Here is a 14305-nt window from a genome sequence, read left to right as displayed (position 1 = left end):
AGTCGTCTTCCTGACGATAAACACGCCCCGGGAAGTGATCAGCCCTGACTTCTTCCCCGCGCCGGGCCGCTTCCACCGGATCCGCACCAGGCATTCCGTCACACACCCAGCTGAAGGCCCTCGGCGGCCTCCTCGACCATACCGAGACCGAGCCGACCGACCCGTACGGCGAAGGGCTCGCCCGCCACCACCAGCCCCGACAGCCGGATCGCGCCCAGCGGCGCCGAGGGCATGGGGTGCACCGCCACGGAGCGCCCCGGGGCGTCGGGCCTGATCCCGGCGAGCGCCACGACGGCCTGCACCGCCCCTGCGGCGGCGACGGCGGCCGGCCGGCACGCGGCCGGGTGGGGCACCGGACGCGCTCCGGCCGTCCGCTGCTCGCCCGCGTACATCTCGGGCAGCCGGTGGCCGAAGGTCTCCGCCGCGTCGAGCAGCCCGCGCAGCAGGGCGGCGGCCTCCTTCTCGTGCCCCGCGGCGGCGAGACCGGCCACCGCGACGGCCGTCTCGTGCACGCGCACCGCCCCGGCCCGGTGGCCGAAGGGGTTGTAGCCGGGCTCCTTCACTCCGAGGCCGCGCAGTCCCCAGCCGGAGTCGAGGGCCGGGGTGGCGAGCAGCCGGGCGACCTGTTCGGTCTGGGCCTTGTCGAGCAGACCCTGCGCGTACCGCCCGCCATCGAGCAGTCCGGTGTCGAGGAGGTGCGCGGCCCAGCCCCCGAGCTGAGACCGGGTCCCGCCGTCCGGGGTGCGGGCGACGGCGGGCCGGCCTCCGGCCAGGTCGTCGAGCCAGAACTCCCGGCGGAACCGCTCGCGCAGGCTCCGGGCGCCTTCGCGCAGGGCGTCCGCCCCGGGCCTGCCGCAGGCGTCGAGGAGGTCGGCGCCGAGCAGGGCCGCGCGGTGGGCGTGGGCCTGGGTCTCGGCGCGCCAGGGCCCGGCGGGCCCCGGGTCCGGCACGTACCCGTCGCGTTCCGCGGTGCGGCGGAGCCAGTCGAGGCACCGCTCCGCGACCGGGAGCAGCTCCTCCAGGTCCGCGGCGGGCAGTCCCCAGCGGCGGGCCTCGGCGAGCACGACGGGGAAGGCGAGGGTGGCCTCGACGCCCGTGCAGCGGGGCGGGAGACCGGGCCCCGCGTCCCGGAGAGGCCCGGGAACGCGACCCGATTCCGGTCCGGTGCCGCGGAGTTGGGTGCGTCCGAGGCAGCGGAGTGTGGTGACGGCGAGCCTGGTCCCGAGGGGCAGGGCCATGCGGGCGGCCCAGAGGGCCTCGGCGGTGACCGGTCCGCAGCGCCAGGGGACACCGGCCGCGAGATGGACGTCCGCGGGCTGCGCGGGGTCGCGCTGGAGGAGGGCCCGGAGGTCCTCCACGGAGGTGCGCAGGAGCTCTCCGGGGCGCGGGTCGTCGCCCTCGGCCCGCGCCTCCGCGAGGAGGTGGCCGCCGGGCCGCCCGGTGCCGGCCCCCGAGGAGGCGGCGGCGCCGGTCGCGCGGTCCGCCCGTACCCGGAGCTGGATGGTGTACGGGGCTCCGGGCGGGAGTTCGGCCTCCCAGCGCAGGACTCCGGCCGCCGCCAGGGAGTCCACGGGCGGCGGGTCCGCGGTGACGGCGACGGACCATCCGTCGCCGGAGGCCCAGCGCAGCCCGGCGCCGTGGACGCTCGGGGCGAGTTCGGGCCCCGGTCTGCCGGACGCGACCGCGCCCAGGTCCGCGAGATCCGTGCCCAGAGCGATTTCCACCGGGAAGCGCAGGGGGCGGGCGGTGGCGTTGCGCAGGGTGACGCGCTCGGTTCCGTCGGCGCTCCGCGTGCGCTCGACGGAGAGTCCGGGGTCGGGTCCCACGTCCCCGGGGACCCGCAGGACACCGAGGAAGACCGCCCGGTCGACGGCCGCGAGGCGTCCCTGGAGGGCGACGGGTTCCCGTCCGGCCACCCGCAGGACGCAGCGGGACAGGATCCGTCGTCCCGCCGTGTAGACCCCTTCGGGGCCCTCGCCGGTGAGCTGGCCGTGCTCGGCGCAGACGGCGAGGGCGGGCAGGGCGACGCAGAGGAGGGCGTCGTGCACCGAGGGCAGCTCGCCCGGCCGTGCCCCTCGGGGCGGAGCGGCGCCCGTGCCGGACGGGTGTCCGGGGGCGAACCCCTTCGGAGGGTGTCCGGCGGGTCGTCCGGGGGCCGGGAGGGGGCTGAGGGCCATGGCGGGTGTGAGCTGCTCTCTGTGCGGTCCGGGCGGCCGGCGGGGTGCCGGCGGCGCGGTGCGGCCGCCTCCGCCAGAGAGGTGAACGCGCGCGCGGGCGGCCGGGTCACGGCCGTCATCGTCCGCTCCTGCTGCCGGGCTTCCCGTCGTGGCGTGCGGCCCGGCTCCCCGGCCCGGTCGTGGCGGGGCCGCCGGGCCTGACGCCCGCCGCCGTCCCGCGGTTCCTGCCGCCGGTCTGGCGACCGGGCTTGCCGGCGCCGAGCCGGGCTCCCTGCGGGCGGGTGGTGCGGACCCTGACCCGCCGGGACGAGGCCGGTGCGATCTGTTCGGTGGCGCGCGCGTCCCGTTCGCTCCGCAGACAGGACCGCAGCGACTCGGGGTCGAGGCCCTCGTTGCAGGCCTGGTGCAGGAGGCGGGCGAAGACGTACTCGGAGTCGGCTTCGAGGGCGAGTCCCAGGGCGACCCGGGCGGTCGGCTCGTCGCCCGTGGACCAGGCCGCCCAGCCGGCGAGTGTCAGCGGCGCGGCGGCGTGCTCCTGGTAGGGGGCGACGCAGCGCCTGGCGAGGACTCGCCAGAGCCGCAGGGCCGCGGCGCCTTCCCAGCCCTCCATCCATTCGGCGGCGCGGTCCCGGGTCGCCCGGTCCTGGAGACCGATGATGATCGCGGCCGCCTCCTCGACCCCGACGAGGGCGTCGTCGGCCGCGTCTGTCGCCGCGACGCCGCCGACGTTCCGCACGGGGGTCTCCACCCCGGAGTCCGAGATCCGTACGGGTCCGTCCCCGGCGCGGGCCGTCGAGGCGGTGATCGCCGAGGCGCCGGGCCCGGGCGGGTTGGCGAACCGTCGGAGGATCTCGCGGGCGGTCCGCAGCGTCTCCGTCCGTACCTTCTCCCTGCCTTCCCCGGGAGCGCCTTCGACGATGCGGGGGACGATCGCGGCGGCAGCCGCGTCGAGGGCGGCGCGCTGTCGCTCGTCGGCGGCCGTGCCGTACGGCCTGAACCGGGCCTCCATCTCCCGGAGCGAGCCGGGCGCTTGGAGCCCCGAGAAGGCCGCGGTCGCCGCCATCACCGACGTACCGCCGAGAGCGAGCGGGGTGCCGTCGGCCGGGCAGCAGAGCGGGGCCGGGCAGCAGTAGGAGAAGTAGAGCCCGTCGGAGATGCAGAGGGCTTCGCAGACGGGGATGTCGAGGGCGCCGCAGGCGGTCCGCAGGCGCTGGGCGAAGGGGCGCAGCCGCTCCATGACCGCCCGGCCCGTCTCGCCGGGGGCGGGGTCCTGGCACAGGAAGACGACGATCCCATCCGGCCGGGCGCCGTGCCGGGCGCCGCCCTCGACGAGGCACTCGGCGAGGTGGTCGGCGGTGGACGCCCATTCGTGGGGCGAGCGGGGGATGCCGAGCCTGACGCGGCCGCCGAAGCGGCCGTGTTCGCCGTGGAGGGCGACCAGGACGACGGAGTCGGTGGGGTGGAAGCCCAGCATGAAGGGGAGCGCGTCGGCGAGCTCGGCCGGGCCGCGCAGGGTGATGCGCTGGGTACGGGAAGGTCCGCTGGTTTCGCGGTGATTCGCGTTCATGGTCAGGACGGTCTCGTGATCTCCCGATTTCCGAAACCCCTGTGGATAACTCCCGATACGCGGCATCGCCGACCCGGCGGAGTTATCCACAGGGTCGGCGTCCGACCTGCCGAATCCCCCTATGCTCGGGGGTGATTGACGTGCCGACAGCTCCTAGCCGGCCGCGGCCAGGACCAGCGGAAGAACCTGCCCTGCCCCGGCTCGCCGGAGCAGGCGGGCGGCGACCGCGAGGGTCCAGCCGGAGTCGGTGCTGTCGTCCACGAGCAGGACCGGGCCGGGCGAGGCGGTCAGCGCCTCGGCCAGTTCCGGAGGGACGACGAGGGCCCCGGAGAGCGCCCGGAGGCGTTGGGCGGAGTTGCTGCGGCGTGCCGCGTGCGCGCCGTCCGGGCCGGTGTAGGCCAGGGTTCCGAGGAAGGGGAGGCGGCCGATGGTGGCGATGCCGTGGGCGAGGGAGCCGACGAGCTGCGGCCTGGTGAGGGACGGCAGGGCGACGACGCCGACGGGGCGTGCGATCGCGTCGGCGACGTTCGGCGCCCAGCCGCCGGGCGAGCGCGCCCAGTCGGCGAGCACGGCCACGGCGGCCTTCAGGACGTCGTCGGGCACCGGGCCGTCCGGCGCGTTGTCGGCGAGCAGCGGGCGCAGCCGGTTGCCCCAGCCGATGTCCGAGAGACGTCCGAGGGCCCGGCCGGTAGAACACTGCTCGCCCGCCGGGATGCGTCCTTTGAGGTCGACGCCGAGGGCCGGCATGCCCGTCGGCCACATCCGGCGCGGCTCGATCTCGACGCCCGGGCGGTCGAGCTCCTGCGTGGCCCCGGTCAGCGTCTCCGCCGAGACGGAGGCGTCGGCCCAGGGCCCGGCGCAGTTGTCGCACCGGCCGCACGGGACGGCTCCCTCGTCGTCCAGCTGACGGCGCAGGAACTCCATACGGCACTCGGACGTGCCGACGTAGTCGCGCATGGCCTGCTGCTCTGCCGCGCGCTGGCGCGCCACCCAGGCGTACCGCTCGGCGTCGTAGCTCCAGGGCTGCCCGGTGGAGGCCCAGCCGCCCTTGACCCGCTTCACGGCCCCGTCGACGTCGAGGACCTTGAGCATGGTTTCGAGGCGCGTGCGGCGGAGGTCGACCGCCGCCTCCAGAGCCGGCACGGACAGGGGTCGCCCGGCGTCGGCGAGGGCCGCGAGGGTCTGCCGCACCAGGGATTCTGGCGGGAACGCGGTGTCGGCGAAGTAGCGCCAGATCGCCTCGTCCTCCTTGCCGGGCAGGAGCAGCACGTCGGCGTGCTCGACGCCGCGGCCGGCGCGGCCGACCTGCTGGTAGTAGGCGATGGGGGACGAGGGCGATCCGAGGTGGACCACGAAGCCGAGGTCGGGCTTGTCGAAGCCCATGCCGAGCGCCGAGGTCGCCACGAGCGCCTTGACCCGGTTCTCCTGGAGGTCGGTCTCGGCCTGGAGGCGGTCGGCGTTCTCGGTACGTCCCGTGTACGAGGCCACCGTGAAGCCGCGCTGGCGCAGGAAGGCGGTGGCCTCCTCGGCCGCGGCGACGGTGAGCGCGTAGACGATCCCGGAGCCCTGGAGGTCGTTCAGGTGCTCGGCGAGCCAGGCGAGCCGGTGGGCCGCGTCGGGCAGGCGGACCACGCCGAGGCGGAGGCTCTCGCGCTCCAGGGTGCCGCGCAGGACGAGGGCCTCACCGGCCCCGGTGCCCAGCTGCTCGGCGACGTCGGCGGTGACCCGCGCGTTGGCGGTCGCGGTGGTGGCCAGGACGGGGACGCCGGGGGCCAGCTCGGCCAGCATGGCCCGCAGGCGGCGGTAGTCGGGCCTGAAGTCGTGGCCCCAGTCGGAGATGCAGTGCGCCTCGTCGACGACGAGGAGGCCGGTCGTGGCCGCGAGCTTGGGCAGGACCTGCTCGCGGAAGTCCACGGAGTTGAGGCGCTCGGGGCTGACGAGGAGGACGTCGGTCTCGCCGCGCTCGACCTCGTCGTAGATGGTGTCCCACTCCTCCGGGTTGGCCGAGTTGATGGTGCGCGCCTGGATGCCGGCGCGCGCCGCGGCCTCGACCTGGTTGCGCATCAGGGCGAGGAGCGGAGAGATGATCACCGTGGGGCCCGCGCCGCGCCGCCGCAGGAGGGCGGTCGCGACGAAGTACACGGCCGACTTGCCCCAGCCGGTGCGCTGCACGACGAGGGCGCGTCTGCGCTCCTCCACCAGGGCCGCCACCGCCTGCCACTGGTCCTCGCGCAGCCGCGCGGAACCCCCGGGCGCGCCGACGAGCTCAGCGAGGATGGCATCGGCTTCGGCACGGAGCTCCTGGTTGTCCATGACCCCATGCAACCCGATGGCACGGACAATCGCCCAACTCACTCAGCGTGACGTTTCCCTCGCAGGTCGTCCGCCCCGCACGCGGTGTGTCGAGGGCCCGGTGGACCGGAAGGGATGTTTCCGTTGGTGCTACCCGGCCAGGGGTGAAACAGGGGAGGAAACGGGGAGTGAACAATGGGCGACGGGGCAGGGATATGAGAGGCATACCGCCGCATTCCCGTCAGCGACTTCAATTGCTCATTGCCGGTCCCCCGCAGGCCAAGCAAGAATTGGAGCACCGCCCCACACGGCCCGTCTGCGGCCTTGAAGGACCGTGCTGTGGTGCGCCCTCACCCGCCCCTTGCCCGCCTCGCGGGCGCGTATCCGAAGGGAGGACCATGACCCTCGGATTCGCTCCGTCCGCAGGCACCTCGACCCGTTCGTCGCCCGGGTCCGCCAGCCGCCTCGCCCGGATACTCGAACCGGCCGAGTGGGCGGCGGCGGGGATTCCGCTGCTCGGCAATCCGCGTGAGGTCGTCAGCGGGCTGCACTCGCGCCACGCGCCGACTCCGTCGACGGCGGTCGTGGCGATCCTGGACCACGAGGAACGGCTCGCCGCCAGCGCCTCGTTCGTCCCCCGCTCCCTTCCGGCCGACGGCTGGGAGTTCCGGAACGCGCTCCTGGCGCACCTCCGCCGGGTCCTTCCGCACGACCTGCGACGCCGCGCTCCCGTACGGACCGCGGTGCTGCTCTACTGCCGCGAGGGCGACGAGCGCTGGACGGAGGAGGACGGGGCCTGGATGTGGGGGCTCCGCGACGCCTGCACGCTCCACGGACTCCGCTGCGGCGCGTACATCACGCTGACCCGAGGGGGTTGGCAGGTGCTCGGCGACGGCCGCGGGGGCCGCCGTCCGAGCTCCGACTCCCACCCGGTCCCGCTCGGCACCGAGGCGGCCGAACCCGGCCGCCTCGCTCCGAGAACGGCGAGCGGAGCGGCCGAACCGCTGCGCCGCGCCGCGGCACGCTGACAGGACCCACGCCGTACGACGCGTACTCCCGCCCACCCGGTAACGGGCCGACGGGAGGGAATCGCGCGGAACGGAGCGGTCAGACCCCGGCGCCGACGAGCGCGGCCACGCGCTCCGGGTCGCCGCAGACGACGAGCAGCGCACCGGCGCGGGCCATCGCGAGCGGCAGCGCCCGGGCGGCGGTCTCGTCGCCGCCGCCGTTGACGGCGAGGATGACGACGGGCCGGCCGGCGGCCCGCTCCACGGCGGCGGCGTCCGCGAAGAACACGTCGTCGCCGGTCTCCTGCTGGGCCCAGTAGGCGGCCTCGCCGAAGGACAGCTCGTGCGCGGTCCACGGGTGCTGCTCGCCGGTGGTGAGGACCAGGACCTCGCCGGGCGCGCGACCGCTGTCCAGGAGCAGGTCGAGGGCCTCCTCGGCGGCGTCGAGCGCGCCGTCGGCGGGGGCCGGGATCACCTGGAGCTGCGGGACGGACGGCTCGCCGGAACGATTCTCCTGGCCGACGGCCGGGGACTGCGCGGCACCGGGCTGCGGGCGGGGGGCCGACGGAACGGGCCTCGGGCCGGGCACCGGACGCCCGGGACGCGGAGAGGCCGCGGAACGCGGGCCGGGTACGGGAAGGGGGGTCGACGCGGGACGGCCGGCGGCCGCGGTGGCGCGGGGACCCTGAGCGCTCTCGTGAATCTGAGGCTCCTCGGGGGTGAGAGGCATGGGTTGATGTCTATCAAACGCCGCTGCGCGGGGCATCGGCGGGTGGCGCACAGGTGCGCCCGGCCGGCACGGGCGACCTCGGGAAGGAGGGCCCGGCAGCCGGAAGTTCAGAAGTCGAAGCCGAGTTGGCCCCCGCTCTCCAGCGCGGCCGCCTCCGCGGAGAGGCGGACCTTTTTGAGGTGGCGCCACTGGGGCAGCGCGTCCAGATACGACCAGGAGAGACGGTGGTACGGGGTGGGCCCCAGCTCTTCCAGAGCGGCCTTGTGGACCGGCGAAGGGTAGCCCGCGTTGGCCGCGAAACCGAACGCGGAGCACCCCCCGGCCTCGGATTCGAGCTCCGCCATGACCGCGTCGCGGCGGACCTTGGCGATGACGGAGGCGGCGGCCACGGCGATGCAGGACTGGTCGCCCTTGATCACCGTACGGACCTGCCAGGGGCTGCCGAGGTAGTCGTGCTTGCCGTCGAGGATCACGGCGTCCGGTCGCACGGGAAGTCCTTCGAGGGCCCGGACCGCCGCGAGCCTGAGGGCCGCGGTCATTCCGAGCTCGTCGATCTCCTCGGGGGAGGCGTCGCCGAGCGCGTACGCCGTGACCCACTGCTCCAGCTCCGCGGCGAGCTCGGTGCGGCGCTTGGGGGTCAGCAGCTTGGAGTCGGTGAGTCCGGCGGGGGCTCGGCGCAGACCGGTGACGGCCGCGCAGACCGTGACGGGTCCGGCCCACGCCCCGCGCCCGACCTCGTCGACCCCGGCGACGATCTTGGCGCCGGTGGTCGCTCGGAGCGAGCGCTCGACGCTGTGGGTGGGAGGTTCGTACGGCATGGCGCAGCCAGGTTACGCCGACCGGTGCCACGCGCGATACCCGGATTCCCCCGACGCCTCCCGGCCCCGTCCTCGGGCCGTCCTCAGGCCCGTCTCCGGGCCCCATCCTCAGCTCGCCCTCAGCCCGCCCTCAGGACCGGATCAGCGGCATCATCACGCGGTCGATCATGTCGCCGACCTCACCGTCGGGCCATTCGCTCCCGCGCACCTTGGACCGGTACATCATCAGCGCGGGGATCACATCGAGGACGAGGACGTCGACCGCTTCGGCCCGCACCTCCCCCCGCGCGACGCCCCGGCCCAGTACCTCCCGGAAGAGCCGGGCCGACGGCTCGGTCACCCCGCTGGCGATCAGCCCGTGGAAGCGCTCCGCCGCCTCCGCGTCGCATTCGTGAAGGACGGCGCGCAGCGCGTGGCCGGGCCGGGAGAACATCACGTCCCGGAGGCGGACGCACAGCGCGTACAGGTCCTCACGGACACTCCCCCGGTCCGGCGCCTCGTCGAAGTCCGGAAGAGCGGCCCGGAGGGCGTCGGCGACGAGGTCTTCCTTCGACGGCCAGCGCCGGTACACCGCCGCTTTGCCGGTCTGCGCACCGACCGCGACACCCTCCATCGTCAGACCGTTCCAGCCGACGCTGCCGAGCTGTTCGAGCGTCGCCTCCAGAATCGCCCGTTCCAGTACGGGGCCACGGCGTCGCGGCGCCGCTCCTTCCGGCCGGGCGGCGGCCGCGGAGCGCGAAGTAGCCATCTGGGTCTCTCCGTTGGGGCGGGATCGAAGGACGAGTGAACGCTTGCGTTCACTGACGGGGACTCACTACCGTGGAAAACAGGGAACGGTTGCGTTCACTAATTCTTCCGTGGGGGACCCATAGTGACAACTTCTCCGGTGGACACACAGACCGAGGACGGACGCGCTCGCGCCGGAAACCGGCCGGGAATCGCCCTGACCGTCATCGCGGCCTGCCAGTTGATGGTCGTTCTCGACGCCACGATCGTGAACATCGCGCTGCCGCACATCCAGGACGCGCTCTCCTTCTCGACCACGGACCTCTCGTGGGTCCTCAGCGCCTACACGCTCACCTTCGGCGGGCTGCTGCTCCTCGGCGGGCGCGCGGGCGACATCCTGGGCCGGCGCCGGGTGTTCATGACCGGCATCCTCCTCTTCACCCTCGCCTCGCTGCTCGGCGGTTTCGCCCAGGAGCCCTGGCAGCTGCTCGCCGCGCGCGCCCTCCAGGGCGTCGGCGGCGCCATCGCCTCGCCCACCTCGCTCGCGCTGATCACCACGACGTTCCCCGAAGGCCCCGAGCGGAACCGGGCGTTCGGCGTGTTCGCCGCCGTGTCGGCCGGCGGTGGCGCGATCGGGCTCCTCGCCGGCGGCATGCTCACCGAGTGGCTCGACTGGCGCTGGGTCTTCTTCGTCAACGTGCCGATCGGCCTGCTCATCGCCTTCCTCGCCCCGCGCTACATCGCGGAGTCGGAGCGCCACCCGGGCCGCTTCGACATCGCCGGCGCGCTCACCTCGACGCTCGGCATGGCGGCGCTGGTGTACGGGTTCATCCGCGCGTCCGAGAAGGGCTGGAAGGACTCGCTGACCATCGGCTCCTTCATAGCGGCGGTGGTCCTGCTCGCGGCCTTCGCGCTGGTGGAGTCGCGGGCGAAGGAGCCCATCACCCCGCTCCGCATGTTCGCCGAGCGCAACCGCTCGGGCACGTACGTGATCATGCTCAGCCTGTCGGCCGCCATGTTCGGCATGTTCTTCTTCATCGTCCTGTGGGTCCAGGGCGTGCTCGGCTACAGCCCGATCAAGTCGGGTCTCGCCTTCCTGCCGGTGACCCTCGCGATCGTCACGGGCGCGGGTCTCGCCCAGCGGCTGCTGCCGAACCTCGGCCCGAAGCCGTTCATGGTGGCCGGTTCGGCGCTCACCGGAATCGGCCTGTTCTGGATGTCGTTCATCGAGCCCGACAGCAGCTACGCCGGAGCCGTCCTCGGCCCGATGGCCGTCTTCGGCTTCGGCATGGGCCTCAACTTCGTCACGCTCACGCTCACCGCCGTCTCCGGCGTCGCCCCGCACGAGGCGGGCGCCGCCTCGGGCCTGCTCAACGCGACCCAGCAGGTCGGCGGCTCCCTCGGCCTGTCCATCCTCGTCACCGTCTTCGGTACGGCGAGCCGCGAGGAGGCCACGCAGCAGGTCCCGGCCTTCCTCGCCTCCGCCACACCCGAGCAGCAGGCCGCGTTCGCGAAGACGCACGAGCTCCCCTCGCCCTGGGGTGACATCGTCCTGACCTCGGGCATCGCCTCGGCCTTCACCGTGGCCGTGGGGATGGCCCTGATCGCCCTGGCCACGGCGGTCCTGGTGATCCGGGTCCGCAAGAGTGACCTCGAAGCGCTCAGCGGCCGCGCGGAAGCGGCCGGTCCGGTGGCGTGACCCCGCGATCCGGTGACGTGACCTGCGGTCCGGTGGCATGACCCCGCGGGCTGGTGACGTGACCTCCAGGCCGCCCGGCCTCGTACCGTACGAGAAAACGCCCCCTGGGCCCGACACCGGGCTCAGGGGGCGTTCCTCACCTGCTCTCTCAGACCTTCCCGGCCCCGGCCGGGAGCCACTCCGGCAGCTCCTCGGTCTGCCGCAGCCACGCGTCCGGCGGCGCGCCGTTCGTCGAGGAGGCCACGACGCCTCCGGCGATGGCACAGGTCGTGTCGACGTCGCCGCCGACCTGCGCGGTCGTCCAGAACATCCGCTCGAAGTCGCCGAGTGCCCGCGCCGCGGACCACAGGGCGAAGGGGACGGTGTCGTGCGCGCTGGTCCGCCGGCCGCTGCCGAGGACCGCGGCGACGGTGCCCGCGTCCCCGTAGTCGAGCATGTCGCGCGCCCTGCGCAGCCCGGCACCGACGGCGCTGCGCGGCACGAGCGCGATGACGCCGTCGAGGAGCGCCTCGGGCGTGGGAGGGCCGGTCGGATCGGCGGCGAGAGCGGCTGCCGCGGCCACGGCCATCGCGCCGACGACGGCCTCGCGATGCTGGTGGGTCGTGTACGCCGAGATCTCGGCCTGGTGCGTCGCCTGCTCCGGGTCGTCCGCGTACCAGGCGCCGAGGGGCGCGATCCGCATCGCGGCGCCGTTGCCCCAGGAGCCCTGCCCCTTGAAGAGCGCGGCGGCGAGTTCCCGCCAGTCGCCACCCTCACGGATGAGCCGAAGCATCCGGTTGACCGCGGGCCCGTAGCCCCGGTCGAAGTCGTGGTGCTCCGCGAAGGACCGGGCGAGGGCGTCCTGGTCGATCCGGTCGTGGTCGGCGAGGACGGCCAGGACGGAGCAGGCCATCTCGGTGTCGTCCGTCCACTGCCAGGGGCCGGGCGGCAGCTCGCGCCGCTTCAGCAGGGGGTAGTGGGCGGGTACGAAGTACTGGGAGCCCAGGGCGTCTCCCACGGACAGCCCGCGCAGGCTGGCCAGGGCGCGGTCGAAGCGCCGTTCGAGTGAGAAGTCAGCGGTCATCGCTCCACCACTCTATCCGGTGTGCCCGTACGGCTCCGGGGTACGCCAGCGTTCGAACGGCCGGTCAAGGCGGTACCGGCCGTCCTCGCCGAGCAACAGGGTGCGCGTCTCGGCGTTGCCGGGGTTCGACAGGGACTCGAAGTCGGCGACCGTCCAGTGGAACCAGCGCATGCAGAACAGGCGCATGGTCAGGCCGTGGGTGACGAGCAGGACGTTCGGCGGGTGGTCCGGGGCCTCGAAGCTGCGGTAGAGGCTCTCCAGGAACGCGCCGACCCGGTCGTAGACGTCCGCCCCCGACTCGCCCTGGGCGAAGCGGTAGAAGAAGTGCCCGTACGCGTCCCGGTACGCCTTCTGCAGGCGCACGTCCTCGCGCTCCTGCCAGTTCCCCCAGTCCTGCTCGCGCAGGCGCGGCTCCTCCCGCACCCGCACCTGCTCCGCGGGCAGCCGGAAGGCGCGGAGGGTCTCATGGGTGCGGCGGTACGGCGACACGTAGACGCTGACCTGTTCGTCGCCGAACGTCTCCCGCAGCCGCTCCCCCGTCGCCTCGGCCTGCCGCCAACCGGTCTCGGTGAGCCGGAGGGCGTGGTCGGGCTCCCGCTCGTAGACCGTGTCGTCGGCATTGCCTTCGGACTCTCCGTGCCGTACGAGAACGATGCGCCGCGGTCGTGACATACCCCGACCCTAGTTCGACCGCTCCGAACAGGCTCGGCCAAGGGGGTCACGGGGAGCCGTACGGGCGGGCGTCAGACGGTCCAGGCCGCTTCGAGCCGTACGACGTCCCCGGCGAGGGCCGCGACGTCCGCGTCGGTACGCGCCCGCAGCCCGAGCCGCTCCACGCGCTCCACCCGGTACTTGCCGTGCTCCGCGTCCGACCGCCACATCGAGAGCACCAGGAACTCGCTGCCCGGCGCCTCGCCGAACAGGCCCCGCAGCATGCCCGGGGAGCCGGCCATCGCGGGGTTCCACACCTTCTCCTGCATGAGCGCGAAGTGCTCGGCCCGGTCCTCGTGGACACGGCAGTGCGCGACCCGCGCCACGTCGGCGTCGGAGAACCGCGGCTCGAACCCCGTCTTCACGTCGAAGCGGTGGTCGAACAGCTTGACCTGGGCATCCCTGTACGTGCCCACCTGCGAGGCCGCCAGACGATCGTGCGACCGGGCCATGAAGGAGTCGTAGAACGCCCGGCTCTCCCAGAACCCGAAGATGTGGGCGACATCCGGCCGAGTCCGGCTCCACCCGCCGCCCTGGCCCCGGAATCCCGGCTCACCGAGCAGCCCCGCCCATTTCCGCTGCCCCCGCTCGAACCCTCGACGGTCCACCACGGTGCAGCGAATCCACTTGACCAGCACCGCGCCATCGTACGGGCCCGGGCGGCGCCCCGGCAGTACGCATTCCCCACCCCAACGTCCCTCACCGGTCCGAGAGTTCCCCCCTTCCCACCTGCTTCCTGATCGATTCGAGCCACGGAAGGGGCGAGATCCGGCACGTCACACCCCCGTACCCGCATCCGGCACCCGTCCACCGGGTCCACTGTCAGACCCCCGTGACACCATGAGCAATCTCCCCGCAGCCACGGGCTCTTGAGGGAGGGTGACGGTCGAGGCGAGGCGCGCGCGGGGGCGTGCGCGGAGAGGGGAAGCGCCGTGAGCGGACTCAACAAGGGCGTGGCGAAGGTCGAGGTCACCCTCAAGTGGGACCCGGCCCCGAGCGGTGCGCCGGCCCACGACCTGGACCTCGTCGCCGGGGTCTTCACGACCGACGACCCGTACGGAGCCCCGGCCTACCTGGTGCACTTCGGCAGCCGCTCCCCCGACGGCACGATCACCCTCCACCGCGACAGCCGTACGGGCCAGGGCTTCGGGTACGACGAGGCGATGACCCTGGAGCTGGACCGACTGGCCCCGGCGTACGCGCGGGTGGTGGTCGGGGTGACCGTCCAACAGGGTGCCGGGAGACTGGTTTTCGGTGACATAGCGGGCCCGGGCATACGTGTCCGCGAGGGCTACACCGACCTGCTGTCCCACGACTTCGCGGATGTTCCGGAGGCCTTGTCGGCGACGGTCGTGGAGTTCACGCGCGACGGCGCGGACGGCTGGTCGTACCGCGCGATCAGCCGCGGCTTCGACGCCGACCCGCAGGCCTTCGGCGCACTCCTCGGCTCCCGCCCGTCCTGACGCGAAGAGGGTGCCGGCCACCGGCCGACACCCTCTCTCACCTACTGCTCAG

At 73.8% G+C, this 14305-nt stretch carries 12 protein-coding genes; 3 read left to right on the top strand and 9 right to left on the bottom strand.

Annotated elements, in window-relative coordinates:
* Positions 1-98: 98 nt before the first annotated feature.
* The 3 genes from ACFC0Z_RS14550 to ACFC0Z_RS14540 form a co-directional block, all read right to left on the bottom strand.
* The gene (locus tag ACFC0Z_RS14550) at positions 99-2177 is read right to left on the bottom strand and encodes a glycogen debranching N-terminal domain-containing protein (protein ID WP_376436928.1); all 2079 of its coding nucleotides are present in this window, start codon (positions 2175-2177) and stop codon (positions 99-101) included.
* A 115-nt stretch (positions 2178-2292) separates the two neighbouring features.
* Entirely contained in the window at positions 2293-3744 is a 1452-nt protein-coding gene (locus ACFC0Z_RS14545; RefSeq protein ID WP_376436926.1) for a DUF4192 domain-containing protein, read from the bottom strand.
* A gap of 153 nt (positions 3745-3897) precedes the next feature.
* On the bottom strand, positions 3898-6057 hold the full coding sequence (locus tag ACFC0Z_RS14540; RefSeq protein WP_376436923.1) for a RecQ family ATP-dependent DNA helicase: 2160 nt from the start codon (positions 6055-6057) through the stop codon (positions 3898-3900).
* A gap of 377 nt (positions 6058-6434) precedes the next feature.
* On the opposite strand from ACFC0Z_RS14540, the gene ACFC0Z_RS14535 reads away from it, so the two are divergent.
* A complete protein-coding gene (locus ACFC0Z_RS14535; protein ID WP_376436921.1) occupies positions 6435-7064 on the top strand; it encodes a hypothetical protein in 630 nt (209 codons plus the stop codon).
* Positions 7065-7143: 79 nt separating this feature from the next.
* Here the strand turns inward: ACFC0Z_RS14535 and ACFC0Z_RS14530 are convergent, their stop codons facing one another.
* The 3 genes from ACFC0Z_RS14530 to ACFC0Z_RS14520 form a co-directional block, all read right to left on the bottom strand.
* Positions 7144-7773: a hypothetical protein gene (locus tag ACFC0Z_RS14530; RefSeq protein ID WP_376436918.1), complete on the bottom strand. Its 630-nt coding sequence runs from the start codon at positions 7771-7773 to the stop codon at positions 7144-7146.
* Positions 7774-7880: 107 nt separating this feature from the next.
* Positions 7881-8591: a ribonuclease HII gene (locus ACFC0Z_RS14525; protein WP_376436915.1), complete on the bottom strand. Its 711-nt coding sequence runs from the start codon at positions 8589-8591 to the stop codon at positions 7881-7883.
* A gap of 130 nt (positions 8592-8721) precedes the next feature.
* Complete coding sequence (locus ACFC0Z_RS14520; RefSeq protein WP_376436912.1) at positions 8722-9339, bottom strand: TetR/AcrR family transcriptional regulator; 618 nt, start codon at positions 9337-9339, stop codon at positions 8722-8724.
* Between the two features lie 123 nt (positions 9340-9462).
* Here ACFC0Z_RS14520 and ACFC0Z_RS14515 point away from each other — a divergent pair, with 123 nt between their 5' ends.
* Positions 9463-11016: an MFS transporter gene (locus ACFC0Z_RS14515; RefSeq protein WP_376436909.1), complete on the top strand. Its 1554-nt coding sequence runs from the start codon at positions 9463-9465 to the stop codon at positions 11014-11016.
* Between the two features lie 148 nt (positions 11017-11164).
* Here ACFC0Z_RS14515 and ACFC0Z_RS14510 read toward each other — a convergent pair whose 3' ends face one another.
* From ACFC0Z_RS14510 to ACFC0Z_RS14500, 3 genes are all read right to left on the bottom strand, one after another.
* On the bottom strand, positions 11165-12079 hold the full coding sequence (locus tag ACFC0Z_RS14510; RefSeq protein ID WP_376436906.1) for an ADP-ribosylglycohydrolase family protein: 915 nt from the start codon (positions 12077-12079) through the stop codon (positions 11165-11167).
* A gap of 12 nt (positions 12080-12091) precedes the next feature.
* Positions 12092-12751, bottom strand: coding sequence for a histidine phosphatase family protein (locus tag ACFC0Z_RS14505; protein ID WP_376436903.1), 660 nt, complete (start codon positions 12749-12751; stop codon positions 12092-12094).
* 71 nt (positions 12752-12822) lie between these two features.
* A complete protein-coding gene (locus ACFC0Z_RS14500) occupies positions 12823-13428 on the bottom strand; it encodes a YdbC family protein (RefSeq protein ID WP_376436900.1) in 606 nt (201 codons plus the stop codon).
* Between the two features lie 294 nt (positions 13429-13722).
* Between ACFC0Z_RS14500 and ACFC0Z_RS14495 the strand changes: the two genes are divergently transcribed.
* Positions 13723-14253, top strand: a complete 531-nt coding sequence (locus ACFC0Z_RS14495; RefSeq protein WP_376436897.1) for a TerD family protein — start codon at positions 13723-13725, stop codon at positions 14251-14253.
* The last annotated feature ends 52 nt before the right edge of the window (positions 14254-14305 follow it).

The sequence above is a fragment of the Streptomyces sp. NPDC056144 genome, from assembly GCF_042264145.1.
Classification (GTDB): domain Bacteria; phylum Actinomycetota; class Actinomycetes; order Streptomycetales; family Streptomycetaceae; genus Streptomyces.
This window is presented reverse-complemented; position numbering and strand designations above follow the sequence as displayed.